Genomic DNA, 13,542 nt, shown 5'->3' on the forward strand with positions numbered 1-13,542 from the left:
TCTCCGGTTGTCAGGTGCCGGCAGAAGAGGGGGTGCGCCCGCCGGCCGGGCGCCGGGGCCGCGCTATTCGCGCAGGAAGCGCAGCAGCGTGCCTTCGCCGAAGGGCAGGAAGCCGGCGCGCACCCGGTCGCCGATCGCCACGCCGGGTTCCGCGTGGCCCATCACGCGTGGGCCATCGTCCAGTGTGGCTAGGACCAGCGTGTAGGGCGCCAGTGCGCGGAAGGCCTCGGTCGGTGCGCGGCTGATCTCGGTCACCGCGTGGACCGTGGCCAGGCCGCTGGCATCGCGCCAGCGCAGCTGCAGGCTGCCGCAGGCGCGGCAGGCGTGGCGCTCGGGCGGCTGCCACGCCCCGCAGTCGTCGCAGCGCTGGTAGCGCACCACGCCGGCGGCGAGGCCTTCGGTGTAGGGATGGGTCATCGCGCTGCCTCCAGGACCAGGCTGACGTGGGACGACAGCACGCCACCGTCGGCATGGAACAGCGCGCGGTGGCGTGGCTCCACCTGTCGTTCGCCGGCACGGCCGGCCAGCTGCCGCGCGGCTTCCGCGAGATGCATTAGGCCGCCGGCCACGCCCGAATGCCCGAATGCGAGCAGGCCGCCGTGCGTGTTCAGCGGCAATGCGCCGCCGCGGCTGAAGTCGCCGGCGCGCAGGCGGGCGTGGGCCTCGCCGCGGCCGGCCAGGCCGAGTTCTTCCAGCAGCATGACCAGGGTGATGGTGAAGGAGTCGTAGATTGCCAGGTAGTCGATGCCGCTGGCGTCGCCGCCGGCTTCGGCAAAGGCGCGCCCTGCAGCATCAGCAGCGCCGGTCTGCATCACGTCATCGATCGCGCTCAGATGCTGGTGGCGGTGCGCCTGTCCGGCGCCGGCAATGCGCACCGGCGTGCCCGCGCCGGGCTCGGCCGACACCACCAGGGCCACCGCGCCATCAGAGATCGGGCAGCAGTCAGACAGCCGCAGCGGCGTGGCGATCGGGCGCGACGCGCGCGCTTCGGCGGCGGACAGCGGCTCGCGCAGGTGCGCATCGGGATGCGTGCCGGCATGCTCGCGCATCAACACGGCAAAGTCCGACAGCGCATCGGCATGCATGCCGGTCTCATGCAGGTAGCGCGAGGCCAGCAGTGCATAGTAGGCCGGCACCGAGGCGCCGTTGGGCACCTCGGCATGCGGCTCGCCGACCTGCGCCAGCGTCTGGATCGACTGGTCGCGGCTCTGGCCGCTGAGGCGGTTCTCGCCCGCCACCACCAGCACGTGGCGGCAGCGGCCGGCACGCACCAGTTCGTGCGCCAGCATCGCCATCACGCCGCCGGTGGCGCCGCCCGCGGCCACGCCGTGCGCATAGGCCGGCGTGATCGAGGCGTATTCGCAGAAGCGGTCGGCCAGCATCAGGTGCGGCAGCGTGGTGGCATAGCCGCACAGCACGCCGTCAATCTCGCTGCGGGCGAGGCCTGCATCGGCCAGCGCCGCATCGGCGGCCTGCGCCATCAGCGTCAGCGGCGTACTGCCTTCGAGGCGGCCGAAGCGCGTGTTGCCGGTGCCGCGTACGTAGGTCCGGATCGCCATGTCAGTGCTTGAGCAGCGGGCACTGCGACTTCGATGCCGGCATGAAAGCCTGGTCGCCGGGCACGGTGGCCAGCACCTTGTAGTAGTCCCACGGATATTTGGATTCCGCCGGCGACTTGACCTCGAACAGGTACATGTCGTGGATCATGCGGCCGTCCTCGCGGATGCGGCCGTTCTTCGCGAAGAAGTCGTTGATCGGTGTCGACTTCATCTTCTTCATCACCGCCGCAGTCTCGTCGGTGCCCGCTGCCTGCACGGACTTGAGGTAGTGCATCACCGACGAATAGGCGCCGGCCTGGCTCATGTTGGGCATCTTCTTCAGCTTGTCGAAGTAGCGCCGCGACCAGGTGCGGGTCGCGTCGTTCATGTCCCAGTAGAAGGCTTCGGTCAGCACCAGCCCGGCCGCGGTCTTCAGGCCGATCGCGTGGATATCGTTGATGTAGAGCAGCAGGCCGGCCATGCGCTGGGTGTTGTTGCGCGTCAGGCCGAACTCGGAAGCGGCCTTGATGGCGTTGACGGTGTCGCCGCCGGCGTTGGCCAGTCCCACCACCTGCGCCTTGCTCGCCTGCGCCTGCAGCAGGTACGAGGCAAAGTCGCTGGCGCCAATCGGATGGCGCGCGGCGCCCAGCACCTTGCCGCCGTTTTCGTTGATCACGGCGGTGGCGGAATCCTGCAGCGTATGGCCGAAGGCGTAGTCCGCCGTCAGGAAGAACCACGTCTTGCCGCCACGCTGCACCATGGTGCGTGCGGTGGTGTTGGCGAGCGCATAGGTGTCGTAGGCGTAGTGCACCGACACCGGCGTGCACAGGTCGTTGGTGATGCGCTCGGTGCCGGGGCCGGAGAACACCACGATGCGGTTCTTCTGCTTTGCAACATCCAGAACCGCCAGCGCCGGCGCCGAGGCGGCGACATCGAGGATGGCGTCGACATTGGCGGTCTCGAACCATTCGCGCGCCTTGTTGGCGGCGATATCGGCCTTGTTCTGGTGGTCGACCACCACCAGTTCGATCTTCTTGCCCAGCACCTTGCCGCCGAAGTCATCGATCGCCATCTGCGCGGCGGTGGCGCTGCCGCGGCCGGTGACGTCGGCATACAGGCCGCTCATGTCAAGCAGCATGCCGATCTTGACCACATCGTCGGAGATTGCGGCCTTGGGCTGCTGGGCGTGCGTGCTGCCGCAGGCAAGCGCGGCGGCGATGGCTAGGGCGCTGGCCGCCCTGCGGCAAATCGAATGGTTCATGTCGTCTCCCCTGGCTTGTTGTCGTTGGCTATACTGTGGCAACCGGCGTCACCGGCGAACCCACCGCGCCGGGCAGGCGCAGCGGCGGGGCGGTGAGCTGGAAGCGCGTTCGCCCGTTGGCGCGCAGCCAGTCGGCCAGCTCGCGCAGGTACCACAGCTCGCCCAGCGGCAGGCCCAGCTTGAACAGGCAGTGGTGGTGCAGCGGCAGCAGCGGGTGGCTCTTGTCGCCGTCGGGCGCGGGGCGCGCGGGATAGCGCTCGACCGCGTAGTTGTCGGCGATCAGCGCGGCAATGCCGGCATCGGTGATCCAGTTCAGCAGCTTGTCGTCGCGGCCGTCGAGCGCACTGCAGCTGTGGTGCAGCACGGCCTCGTCGGGCTGGCGCTGCATCGACAGCACCACCTCGGCAAAGCCGGTGCGCAGCAGCAGCATGTCGCCAGGCTCGACCGCCGCCTTGTCCGCGTCCATCGCGCGCATCAGGTCGTCGTAGCCGACGTTGCGGAAATCCGTGCCGAAGGTATGCGCCAGGTCGACCAGCACGCCGCGGCCCTGCATGCCCTTGACCGCGAAGTTCTCGATGCCGAGCGCCTGCGCGGCGCTGTGGTCGTGCCCGCAGGGATGGGCGGCAAAGTGGTCGTCCTCGGCATAGTCCACCGGGCCGACGATATGCTCGTTGGCGCGGTAGCCGTTGTAGTAGACGCGCTCGGCCCGGCCATCGCCGTCGGCATCGAACAGCGCGCCCACGTGCGCCAGCGCATCCCATTGCGTGCTGTACTGCAGGCACAGCAGCACCTGGTCGTCGCTGATGACATCGGTGGCGGCGGGATCGACCTTGGCCAGCGGGAAGTTGACGTAGGGGATGTCGTCGCGGAAGGTCGGGCGCAGCACCGGCGGGTGGCGGCGCGGGTTGAGCTTGTTGCCGCCGGGATAGTCCAGCGGCAGCGACAGGCAGAAGCTGAGGCCGGCCTGCACCTCGCGCGCACCCTTGACCACCTGCTCGGGGCCGATCAGGTTGACGCGGCCAAGCTGGTCGTCAGGGCCGAAGTCACCCCAGTTGGAACCTTGCGGACGTTGCTTCCAGCGCATCGGTCATGCCTCCTGTCGTGTGCGTGGCCGGGTAGCCGGCCGGTCTGTGGTGGGGATCGCGCCCCCGTGGGAGCGCCAGTTCGAGCAGATAGCGTCGGCCTCGCGCCGCAGCGCGCGTGCCATGGCGGCCTCGCGGCCGGTAATGCGTTCGTTTAGGGCGGCGATGCTGATCGCGCCCAGCGGGTAGCCGTCCGGGCCCGGCAGCGCGATGGCGATGCCGCCCATGCGCTCGACCACCACGTCCAGCAACACCGCGTAGCCGCGCTCGCGCGTGGCCTGCACGTGGCCGAGCAGCATCTCACGGCTGAAGCGGGGGTAGCGGCGCATGGCCGGGGCGATGCCGTCGAGCACGGCGTCGACTTCCGCATCGGGCAGGGTGGCCAGCAGTGCCAGGCTGCCGGCGCCGATGCCCAGCGGCCGGCGGCTGCCGATCTCCAGGTAATTGGCGCGGATCGGGAAGGTGCCGAGCCGCAGTTCGATGCAGACGGATTCGCAGCCGCTCGGCACTGACAGGATCGCGCTGTCCTCGAAGGCGTTGGCCAGGCGGATCAGCGCCGGGCGCACCAGCGGCCGCAGGTCGGTACGCTGCAGCGTGGCGGCATGCAGGGCCAGCCATTCGGGGCCCGGCGTGAAAGCCTTGGTGGCAGAGTCGCGCTGCACCAGGCCTTCCGTCGTCAGCGTTTCCAGCAGGCGCAGTGCCGACGCCTTGTCGACGCCGGCGGCCAGCGCCAGGTCGGTCAGGCGGCTGTTGCGCACGTCGGTCAGCGCGCGCAACAGGCGGCAGGCCTTCTGCAGCGAGGTGCTTGGGGTGGTCACGCGGGGTGTCTCCTGTCCGGTTTTCGTTGGTCGAAACCGGTATGTGCCGTTATAGGCGATGGAACAAGGGTAGTCATTCTGCGATGCCGAAAAGTTTTGTGGGATGAAATCGCTTACTGCTGGCGACGGCGGGGCGACGCGTCGATCTCTTGAAAGGTTGTTGTAAGTCATCAGACAACTAGAAAGAGGTGCGTCGTGGGGAGATTTCTAGTATTGGCAGATCGGGGCGCGTTCCTGAAGAATGGCGTCAGATAAGGGAGTGGCGGTGCGGTGGCAGGACCGATACCGAACCTTATGCGCACCAACCTAGGGAAATCCCGGAGTCATTCGACAACCCGAGTCGCTACAATGTCGTCAGACAACGTAACACTGGCGGAGCTACACGGCATCGCCTGGCCTGGAGATGACATGGCAGTAACCGCGACAGCGGCCCGCGAAGCGGCCGCGGCAAAGACTGGCAAGACCCGATACGCAATCCTGCTGCTGATCTTTATCGTCACGACGATCAACTACGCCGACCGCGCCACGCTGTCCATTACCGGACCGGCGATGAAGGCCGAGTTCGGTTTCGACGCGATCCAGATGGGCATCGCGTTCTCGGCATTCAGCTGGGCCTATGTGCTGGCGCAGGTGCCGGGCGGCTGGCTGCTCGACCGCTTCGGCGCGCGCCGCATCTATGCGGGCAGCATCTTCCTGTGGTCGTTGTTCACGCTGCTGCAGGGCAGCCTGGGCATGTTCGCCACGGCCGGCGCCGCGATGGTGGCGCTATTCGCGCTGCGCTTTGCCGTGGGCCTGGCCGAGTCGCCGGCGTTCCCGGCCAATGCCAAGGTGGTGGCCAGCTGGTTCCCGACCCACGAGCGCGGCACCGCGTCGGCGATCTTCAATTCGGCGCAATACTTCGCCGCGGTGGCGTTCACGCCGCTGATGGCCTGGGTCACCCACGCGATGGGGTGGCACCACGTGTACACCTGGATGGGCGCGCTCGGCATGCTGCTGGCGCTGGTGTGGCTCAAGGTCGTACAAAGCCCCGCCCGGCACCGCGGCGTGAGCCGTGCCGAGCTGGACTACATCGAGCAGGGCGGCGGCCTGATCCATATGGGCGAAGGCGAGGAAGCGCGCGCCGGACGCAAGGGCGGCGGCATCCAGTGGTCGCAGGTGCGCCAGCTGCTGCGCAGCCGCATGCTGGTAGGCGTCTACCTGGGCCAGTACTGCATCAACGTGCTCACGTATTTCTTCCTGACGTGGTTCCCGGTCTACCTGGTGCAGGAGCGGCACATGTCGATCCTGAAGGCGGGCTTTGTGGTCTCGCTGCCGGCCATCTGCGGCTTCCTCGGCGGCGTGTTGGGCGGGCGCTTCTCCGACAGCCTGCTGCGGCGCGGCTATTCGCTGACGCTGGCGCGCAAGATCCCGATCGTGCTGGGCATGCTGCTGTCGATCAGCATGATCGCCTGCAACTACGTCGACAATGAATGGGTGGTGGTCGGCCTGATGGCGCTGGCGTTCTTCGGCAAGGGCTTGGGTGCGCTGGGCTGGGCGGTGATCGCCGATACCGCGCCCAAGGAAGTGATCGGCCTGGCGGGCAGTATCTTCAACATGTTCGGCAATATCGCCGGGATCGTGACGCCGCTGGTGATCGGGTACATCCTCAGCGCAACGGGCTCGTTCAACGGCGCGCTGGTATTCGTGGGCGTGAATGCGCTGGTGACCGTATTCTGTTACCTGGTCATCGTGAAGGATATTCGCCGGGTGGAACTGCAGCCGGCATGAGCATCGCGGGGGCTGCGCACGGCGCGGCCCCGCAAGCTTTGGAGCAACAAAGATGAGTGAAGCCAATTCCCCGCAAGCGGTGCGTCCGCTGTACATCACGATGCACCCCGACGACAACGTCGCCATCGTGGCCAATGACGGCGGCCTGCCGGCCGGCACCACATTCCCGTGCGGCCTGACATTGGTCGAGGCCGTCCCGCAGGGCCACAAGGTCGCGCTGGCCGACCTGCGCGAAGGCGACGCGGTGATCCGCTACAACGTGGTGATCGGCTATGCGCTCAACGACCTGCCGCGCGGCAGCTGGATCAACGAGCGCGTTATCCGCATGCCGGCCGCGCCCGAGCTGCACGACTTGCCGGTCGGCACGCGCGTGACGCCGCTGCCGCCGCTGGAAGGCTATACCTTCGAGGGCTACCGCAACGCGGACGGCTCGGTCGGCACGCGCAATATCCTCGGCATCACCACCACCGTGCAGTGCGTCGAGGGCGTGGTCGAGTTCGCGGTGCGCCGCATCAAGGAAGAGCTGCTGCCCAAGTACCCCAACGTCGACGACGTGGTGGGCCTGGAGCACACCTACGGCTGCGGCGTGGCGATCGACGCGCCCGATGCCGGCATCCCGATCCGCACCATCCGCAATATCGCGCTGAACCCCAACTTCGGCGGCGAGGTGATGATCGTCAGCCTGGGCTGCGAGAAGCTGCAGCCCACGCGCCTGATCGGCGCCGGCACCATCCCGATCCAGAAGGAAGGCGAGCCCGACGTGGTCTGCCTGCAGGACGAGCAGCACGTGGGCTTTGCCTCGATGATCGATTCGATCATGGCCACCGCGGAAAAGCACCTGGAGCGCCTCAATGCACGCCGGCGCGAGACCTGCCCTGCCTCCGACCTGGTGGTCGGCGTGCAGTGCGGCGGCAGCGATGCCTTCTCCGGCGTCACGGCCAACCCGGCGGTGGGCTTTGCCACCGACCTGCTGGTGCGCGCCGGGGGCACGGTGATGTTCTCGGAAGTGACCGAGGTGCGCGACGGCATCGACCAGCTCACCGCACGCGCGGCCACGCCCGAAGTGGCCGAGGCGCTGATAAAGCAGATGGCCTGGTACGACCAGTACCTGGAGAAGGGCAAGGTCGACCGCAGCGCCAATACCACGCCCGGCAACAAGAAGGGCGGCCTGTCCAATATCGTGGAAAAGGCCATGGGCTCGATCGTCAAGTCCGGCACCGGCCCGATCCACGGCGTCAGCGGCCCGGGCGAGAAGGTCACGCAGAAGGGGCTGATCTATGCGGCCACGCCTGCGGGCGACTTTGTCTGCGGCACGCTGCAGCTCGCCGCCGGCATGAACCTGCACGTGTTCACCACCGGGCGCGGCACGCCGTATGGGCTGGCCGAGGTGCCGGTGATCAAGGTGTCGACCCGCAACGACCTGGCGCGGCGCTGGCACGACCTGATGGATGTCAACGCGGGCCGCATCGCGACCGGCGAAGCCACTATCGAAGAGGTGGGCTGGGAGCTGTTCCACACGCTGCTGGCGGTGGCCAGCGGCAAGAAGTCATGGGCCGAGCACTGGAAGATCAAGAATGCGCTGGTGCTGTTCAACCCGGCGCCGGTGACCTGAGTTCCGGTTGCGCGCGCAGGCGGGGTGGCTAGCTAGCGCTGCAGCTCAGACAGGATTTGCTCGGCCAGAAAATCGCAGGGCGGTCGCTTCGACTTTGCGCTGCGCGCCAGCACCAGCTCCAGCGAGGCCAGCTCGGGCAGCCCCTGGGCCTGGCCAAGGATGGTGAAATGCGCCGGGACGGCGCAGCGCGCCAGCGGCGCCACCGCCAGTCCCGCTTCGACCATGCTGAGCAGGCCGAGCAGGCTGGGGCTCTCATAGGACATGCGATAGGCGATCCTGGCTTGCTCCAGGCTGCGGATCGCAATGTCGCGGGCGACGCTGCCCGACTGGAATACGGCGATGGGTAGCGGCCGCTCGTTCCAGATCTCATGCGCAGCCGGCGAGGCGGCCCACACCATCGGCTCCAGCCGGATAAACTCGCCGGACAAGCCTTTGACCCGCGTTGCGCAGACCAGGTCGACCGTGCCGTCCTTGACCATGGGCGCCAGCGCCACGCTCGGCTGCCCGATGACCTGGATCTCGACCTTGGGGTAGGTCGCGGAGAACTTCTTCAGGATCGCGGGCAGCAGCGACGAGGCATAGTCGTCCGGCATGCCGAGCACCACGCGCCCGGTCACGTCGGGACGGACCACGGCCGCCCAGGCCTCGTCGCGCAAGGCCAGCATGCGGCGCGCAAAGCCCAGCAGCACTTCGCCTTCCGGCGTCAGCAGCACGTTCCTTGGCTTGCGCACGAACAAGGGCTTGCCCAGTGCCTGCTCGAGCGCCTTGATCTGCATGCTGACCGCTGACTGCGAGCGGTGGACGAGCTCCGCCGCACGGGAAATGCTGCCCGTATCGGCCACCGCCACCATCATCGTCAGCACATCCAAGTCAAGCGCTTTCATTGGTATCAGGAAAACTGAAGCAACAGATCAATATTACGCGTTTTTCTTAACGGTCGGCGGTCGGCATACTGTTCGGAAACGTTTGAAACCTTATGGCACAGCCGATCATGGACCACCCGTTGCGCGACAGCCTTGCGCGTGAATTGCATGCCCGACCCTTCCTGCGCATCGGCGGCTCCGCTTCGCTCGCGCACTTTGCCATCTATGCCGACGGCGATACCGCGGTCCACCACGCCTTGCTGACCTCCTTGTGCCGGCTGACCGGGCTGGAAGAACCGGCCGATGGCGTGACGCACTATTCAGCGCAATGGGGCGATGACAAGCAACTGAAGTGGGAGCGGCACACCGAGTTCTCCACCTTTACCTTCGTGGCCCGGCGCGGCGACACCGACTACTTCTCCGACCTCGCCACGTCACATATCCCGGCTGACTGGTTCGACAACTTCGCCGGCAAGCGCCTGGTCGCACTGCGCATGGAACTCGTTTCAGGCGAGGGTGCGGCTTATGCGCGCGACAACGTGCGGCAATGGATCGACGGTCCCATCCTGGCAGGCAGCCATGTGCTGGGCGGCGGGCAGGTGTTCTGCGACTGGACCATCCCGCCGGATGGCTTTTCGCGCTTCCTGGTGATCGACAACGGCTTCCGCGAAGTGCAGGGCGGACGGCTGCTGCAGCGGCTGTACGAGATCGAGACCTACCGGATGATGGCGCTGCTGGCCTTGCCGGTGGCGCGTGAGCTGGGCCGCAGCGTGGACAACCTGCAGCGCTCGCTGGCGCCGCTGATGCGCAGCATGGACACGAGCCAGGGCGGGCGCCACGATGCCGAGCTATTGGAGCGGCTGACGCACCTGGCGGTGCGCATTGAGGCGCTGGCCGAATCCGGCAACCGCTTCAGCGCGTCGCGTGCCTACGAGAAGCTGGTGCTGGCGCGCATCCAGGAACTACGCGAGGAGCGGATTGAAGGCATCCCGACCATCGCCGAATTCATGGAGCGCCGCTTCGCCCCGGCAATGGAGACGTGCCGGTCGGTCTGGGCGCGGCACGAACAGTTTGCCGGCCGCGTGGCGCGCGCGCTCGACCTGCTACGCACGCGCGTCAACCTGGCGCAGGAGCAGGACACCACGCGCCTGCTCGAGGGCATGGACCAGACCGCGCGCAGCCAGTTGCGCTTGCAGCACGCGGTTGAAGGGCTGTCGGTCGCCGCCATTTCCTACTATGTGCTGTCGCTGGCGGGGACCGGGCTCAAGGCGCTGCATGCGGTGCATATCCCGATGGACCCGGAGCTGATCAAGGGCTTGCTGATCGTGCCGGTGGTGTTGCTGGTGCTGCGCGCTACCAGGCGCAGCAAGCATGCCGGGGAGAAGGCGGCAGAGGCGGCAGCGCGGCGGACGGCAACGAGGCAGGTTGTGTAGGGGCCACCGGCCGCCACGCCCGGCACTAGGTTCGGCCGCGCAACGGCTTGAGCAGATGGGACAGCCCGTTGTGGTCGAGCTCGTGCATCAGCGCCAGCAGGCCGCCGATTTCCCCAGGCGGAAAGCCTTCGCGGGCAAACCAGTTCAGATAATTTCCAGGCAGGTCGGCGATCACCGTGCCCTTGTGTTTCCCGTAAGGCATGGTGACGGTGACCAGCCGCTTTAGTGCGTCGGCGTCGAAGGCGGTCATGGAAAGCGGAAGGTGAGAAGGCGCCACGCTACCACAATCGGGAATCAGAAGCCCACGCTCCCGTTGTCGGAGGGCGGGTATTCACGCAAGCAAAAGGGGTCATTCGCGAAATAGAGATTTACGAACACCCCCAAATCGCGCGGAAATTACGTTCTGGCCATCGCTTGAGAGTTTCCGGTCTCGCCAAGCAACACGATGACGGTACCGGTATCAAAGCGACTCATGAGCAAAATGAAAACGGAGGCAGCGCGCTCCACGGATGTGACCGATCCAGTGGGGGAGGGCGAATTCTGTCTGGATAATCCGGCGTTGGAGAGCATCGGTGTCCGGATCACCCAGTGGCGCCGCGATTACGTAGAGCTTGAACTCCCGGTCGGGCCGGGAATGTTCAACCGCAGCCGGGTGATCCACGGCGGCACCCTCTGCACGTTGCTCGATGCTGCCACCGGCTACTCAGGCCTTTATTCACCGCCGGGCGACACGCCTCTCCATGCCGTCACGCTGTCGCTGACATCGAACTTTCTGAGCAACGGCACGGGTCGCCTGCTGACTGCGAAAGGCTTCGTCGACCGGCGCGGCCGTTCCATTTTCTTTTCGCGCGCGGAGGTCTGGCTGGACGATGAATTGCTCGTCGCCACCGGTGTCGCCACGATGAAGTACCTGAAATAGCGGCTTGAGCAATCAGCGTCGCTGCGCCAGCCAGATCCCCGCCGCGATCGCGGCCAGCCCCGCCGCGTGGTACCAGCGCGGCCAGTCGCCCAGCAGCAGCGTGGACAGCAGCGCCGCGAACACCGGCGTCAGCGTGATGAAGAACACCGGTAGCTGCGCGCCTGCGCGGGCGATGGCGCGGTCCCAGGCAAAGTAGGCGAGCAGGGAGGGGATGGTCGCCACATAGAGCAGGATGGCTGCGACCTTGCCGCTCCATTGCAGCGGCTGGTCCAGCGTCATCAGTTCCCACGCCGTCACTGGCGCGCTCGCCACCAGTCCGGCGACGATCTGCGCGAACAGCAGCACGGGCAGCGGCAAGTCGGGACGCTGCTTGCGCAGCAGCCACGTATAGGCGCTCCAGGCGATGGTCGCCGCCAGCATGAACAGGTCGCCGGCAACGAAATCGAGCTGGGCCAGCCGGCCAAGCTCGCCGCGCACCAATACAAAACACACACCCACCAGGCACAACAGCGCGCCGGCGACATGCCATGGCTTCACCCGTTCGCCAAAGCAGGTGGCACCGATCACTAGCAGGAACAGTGGGGTGGAGGCCCCGATCAGCGTCACATTGATCGGCGTCGAGGTGGTCAGCGCCAGGTACTGCAAGGCGTTATAGCTGGCGATCGACAGCATGCCCATGGCGAAGATCACGCCGACATGCCGGCGCAGCGTCGCGCGGTGCTCGATCACGCCACGCCAGGCATAGGGCGCCAGCACCAGCCCGGCCAGCAGCCAGCGCACGAAGTTCAGGGTAATGGGTGGCACCGTGCCGGCGGCGAGGCGGCCGACGATGGCATTCCCGGCCCAGCTCAGCGGCGGGAAGGTCAGCAGGAACAGGGTGGTCCAGTCGATAAGCCTGGCGCCGTGGATTCTGGCGTGCATGGGAGGTGTTGGTCTTGTTGGTGCCGCATTATCCGCCAGGACCGGCATATCGCGCGCCAGGGCCTCAAGTAAAGCAAAGGCCCTACGTTGACCCTCGTTCGACGATCCGGAATCCGACATCGACGACCGGCTCGGCAACCGCTTCTCCCCGACACCGGTCCAGCAACATGCGCGCCGCCAGCTTGCCGATGTGTGCCCCATCGACCTGCACGGTAGTCAGCGACGGCTCCATGTGCGCCGCGAAGTCGGCATCGCCAAATCCGCACACGGCGAGGTCCTGCGGAATGCGCAGGCCGCGTGCCAGGGCTTCCACGATGACGCCTTGCGCGAGCTGGTCGGAACTGCAATAGATCGCTTCGATGCCGGGATCCCTGGCCAGCAGTTCGGACAATGCCTGCCGGCCCAGCGCCAGGCTGCTCGGCGCCGGCACCACGGCGGTCCGCACGTCATGCCCGACCGTCGACAGGAAGCCTTCGCGGCGCACGGCAGCGCGCTGGTCGTCGCCGGTCGCGATACCCAGCCTGCGCCATCCCTTGCCAAGGAAAAAGCCGGCAATTGCGCTGCCGACCTTGAGATGGGAGAACCCCACGGCCATGTCGACGGGCCGGTCGGTCAGATCCCAGGTTTCGACGACGGGGATGCCGGCGCGCCGCAACCGGTCGCGGGACACCTGCGAGTGGATCAAACCGGTGACGATGATGCCGTCAGGGCGGCGGCTGATCATGGTGCCGAGCAGCGCCTCTTCACGCGCATGGTCATAGCCGGTCTGGCCCAGGATCAGCTGGTAGCCGGCCGCGTCCAGCGCGTCGGTCAGCGCCTTGATGGTCGGCAGGAACTGCGCCACCGCGATGTTCGGCACCAGCGCGGCCACCGTCAGGCTGCGGCGCGACTTCAGGCCGCCGGCCAGCAGGTTGGGGATGTAGCCGGTCGCCTCGACTGCCCGCTGCACGCGCGCAATGGTCTTCTCGGACACGACGCCCGGATTGCTCAGGGCCCGCGACGCGGTGATCAGGGAGACCCCGGCCTCACGCGCCACGTCATGCAGCGTCACGGACTTTGGGGCGTTGGAGTCGCTCATGCCAGTTCAGACTTAGGGAAAATCGCTATGCCAGGTCACGCAGTCAGCGGTTGACCGTGGTAAATGACAACGTTAGCATCGTTCTATTCCGCGCGGCAACGGTTCCATGCGGGCAGAAGGATCCTGGATGAAGCCGGTCATTGTTCATTTAGGGGGACAGTGCATTCGCATTATACCCAATCGTTCTCGCTCAAAAATGATAACGTTGTCATATGTGGCTAGGGGCCCACGGGCTGGCATCGAACCCTCA

13 protein-coding genes are annotated in these 13,542 nt (G+C 66.8%); 4 read left to right on the top strand and 9 right to left on the bottom strand.

The features are described from left to right. Positions 1-63: 63 nt before the first annotated feature. Genes K307_RS10645 through K307_RS10665 form a run of 5 tightly spaced genes read right to left on the bottom strand, consistent with a single transcriptional unit; the run spans position 64 to position 4,699 of the window. A complete protein-coding gene (locus K307_RS10645; protein ID WP_042878077.1) occupies positions 64-417 on the bottom strand; it encodes a Zn-ribbon domain-containing OB-fold protein in 354 nt (117 codons plus the stop codon). Then, positions 414-1,559, bottom strand: a complete 1,146-nt coding sequence (locus K307_RS10650; RefSeq protein ID WP_042878079.1) for a thiolase family protein — start codon at positions 1,557-1,559, stop codon at positions 414-416. Before K307_RS10650 ends, K307_RS10645 begins: the two co-directional genes overlap by 4 nt. Before the next feature lies 1 nt (position 1,560). Then, positions 1,561-2,799: an ABC transporter substrate-binding protein gene (locus K307_RS10655; RefSeq protein ID WP_042878081.1), complete on the bottom strand. Its 1,239-nt coding sequence runs from the start codon at positions 2,797-2,799 to the stop codon at positions 1,561-1,563. A 28-nt stretch (positions 2,800-2,827) separates the two neighbouring features. Then, on the bottom strand, positions 2,828-3,883 hold the full coding sequence (locus K307_RS10660) for a cyclase family protein (RefSeq protein WP_042878083.1): 1,056 nt from the start codon (positions 3,881-3,883) through the stop codon (positions 2,828-2,830). A 3-nt stretch (positions 3,884-3,886) separates the two neighbouring features. Next, entirely contained in the window at positions 3,887-4,699 is an 813-nt protein-coding gene (locus K307_RS10665; protein WP_042878085.1) for an IclR family transcriptional regulator, read from the bottom strand. 408 nt (positions 4,700-5,107) lie between these two features. Between K307_RS10665 and K307_RS10670 the strand changes: the two genes are divergently transcribed. After that, on the top strand, positions 5,108-6,466 hold the full coding sequence (locus K307_RS10670; protein ID WP_042878088.1) for an MFS transporter: 1,359 nt from the start codon (positions 5,108-5,110) through the stop codon (positions 6,464-6,466). Between the two features lie 52 nt (positions 6,467-6,518). Continuing rightward, positions 6,519-8,078: a galactarate dehydratase gene (gene garD / locus K307_RS10675; protein ID WP_042878090.1), complete on the top strand. Its 1,560-nt coding sequence runs from the start codon at positions 6,519-6,521 to the stop codon at positions 8,076-8,078. Positions 8,079-8,110: 32 nt separating this feature from the next. Here the strand turns inward: garD and K307_RS10680 are convergent, their stop codons facing one another. After that, positions 8,111-8,962, bottom strand: coding sequence for a LysR substrate-binding domain-containing protein (locus K307_RS10680; RefSeq protein WP_196251544.1), 852 nt, complete (start codon positions 8,960-8,962; stop codon positions 8,111-8,113). A 92-nt stretch (positions 8,963-9,054) separates the two neighbouring features. Between K307_RS10680 and K307_RS10685 the strand changes: the two genes are divergently transcribed. Further along, complete coding sequence (locus K307_RS10685) at positions 9,055-10,374, top strand: DUF3422 family protein (protein ID WP_042878092.1); 1,320 nt, start codon at positions 9,055-9,057, stop codon at positions 10,372-10,374. A 25-nt stretch (positions 10,375-10,399) separates the two neighbouring features. Here K307_RS10685 and K307_RS10690 read toward each other — a convergent pair whose 3' ends face one another. Then, positions 10,400-10,624, bottom strand: coding sequence for a DUF3820 family protein (locus tag K307_RS10690; protein WP_022538275.1), 225 nt, complete (start codon positions 10,622-10,624; stop codon positions 10,400-10,402). A gap of 231 nt (positions 10,625-10,855) precedes the next feature. Between K307_RS10690 and K307_RS10695 the strand changes: the two genes are divergently transcribed. Further along, complete coding sequence (locus tag K307_RS10695) at positions 10,856-11,293, top strand: PaaI family thioesterase (RefSeq protein ID WP_051975044.1); 438 nt, start codon at positions 10,856-10,858, stop codon at positions 11,291-11,293. A 12-nt stretch (positions 11,294-11,305) separates the two neighbouring features. On the opposite strand, the gene K307_RS10700 is transcribed toward K307_RS10695, so the two are convergent. Together K307_RS10700 and K307_RS10705 are read right to left on the bottom strand one after the other, a co-directional pair. Beyond that, entirely contained in the window at positions 11,306-12,214 is a 909-nt protein-coding gene (locus tag K307_RS10700) for a DMT family transporter (protein ID WP_042878095.1), read from the bottom strand. Between the two features lie 82 nt (positions 12,215-12,296). Beyond that, positions 12,297-13,292 (bottom strand): LacI family DNA-binding transcriptional regulator, encoded by a 996-nt coding sequence (locus tag K307_RS10705; protein WP_042878097.1) that lies wholly within the window; start codon positions 13,290-13,292, stop codon positions 12,297-12,299. Positions 13,293-13,542: the final 250 nt, after the last annotated feature.

Origin of the sequence: Cupriavidus necator A5-1 (assembly GCF_000744095.1) — a bacterium.
Classification (GTDB): Bacteria; Pseudomonadota; Gammaproteobacteria; order Burkholderiales; family Burkholderiaceae; genus Cupriavidus; species Cupriavidus necator_A.

Coding starts and splice junctions, on each gene's coding strand:
- K307_RS10645 (WP_042878077.1), bottom strand. CDS start 417: ATGACCCATCCCTACACCGAAGGCCTCGCCGCCGGCGTGGTGCGCTAC.
- K307_RS10650 (WP_042878079.1), bottom strand. CDS start 1,559: ATGGCGATCCGGACCTACGTACGCGGCACCGGCAACACGCGCTTCGGC.
- K307_RS10655 (WP_042878081.1), bottom strand. CDS start 2,799: ATGAACCATTCGATTTGCCGCAGGGCGGCCAGCGCCCTAGCCATCGCC.
- K307_RS10660 (WP_042878083.1), bottom strand. CDS start 3,883: ATGCGCTGGAAGCAACGTCCGCAAGGTTCCAACTGGGGTGACTTCGGC.
- K307_RS10670 (WP_042878088.1), top strand. CDS start 5,108: ATGGCAGTAACCGCGACAGCGGCCCGCGAAGCGGCCGCGGCAAAGACT.
- garD (WP_042878090.1), top strand. CDS start 6,519: ATGAGTGAAGCCAATTCCCCGCAAGCGGTGCGTCCGCTGTACATCACG.
- K307_RS10680 (WP_196251544.1), bottom strand. CDS start 8,962: ATGAAAGCGCTTGACTTGGATGTGCTGACGATGATGGTGGCGGTGGCC.
- K307_RS10685 (WP_042878092.1), top strand. CDS start 9,055: ATGGCACAGCCGATCATGGACCACCCGTTGCGCGACAGCCTTGCGCGT.
- K307_RS10690 (WP_022538275.1), bottom strand. CDS start 10,624: ATGACCGCCTTCGACGCCGACGCACTAAAGCGGCTGGTCACCGTCACC.
- K307_RS10695 (WP_051975044.1), top strand. CDS start 10,856: ATGAAAACGGAGGCAGCGCGCTCCACGGATGTGACCGATCCAGTGGGG.
- K307_RS10700 (WP_042878095.1), bottom strand. CDS start 12,214: ATGCACGCCAGAATCCACGGCGCCAGGCTTATCGACTGGACCACCCTG.
- K307_RS10705 (WP_042878097.1), bottom strand. CDS start 13,292: ATGAGCGACTCCAACGCCCCAAAGTCCGTGACGCTGCATGACGTGGCG.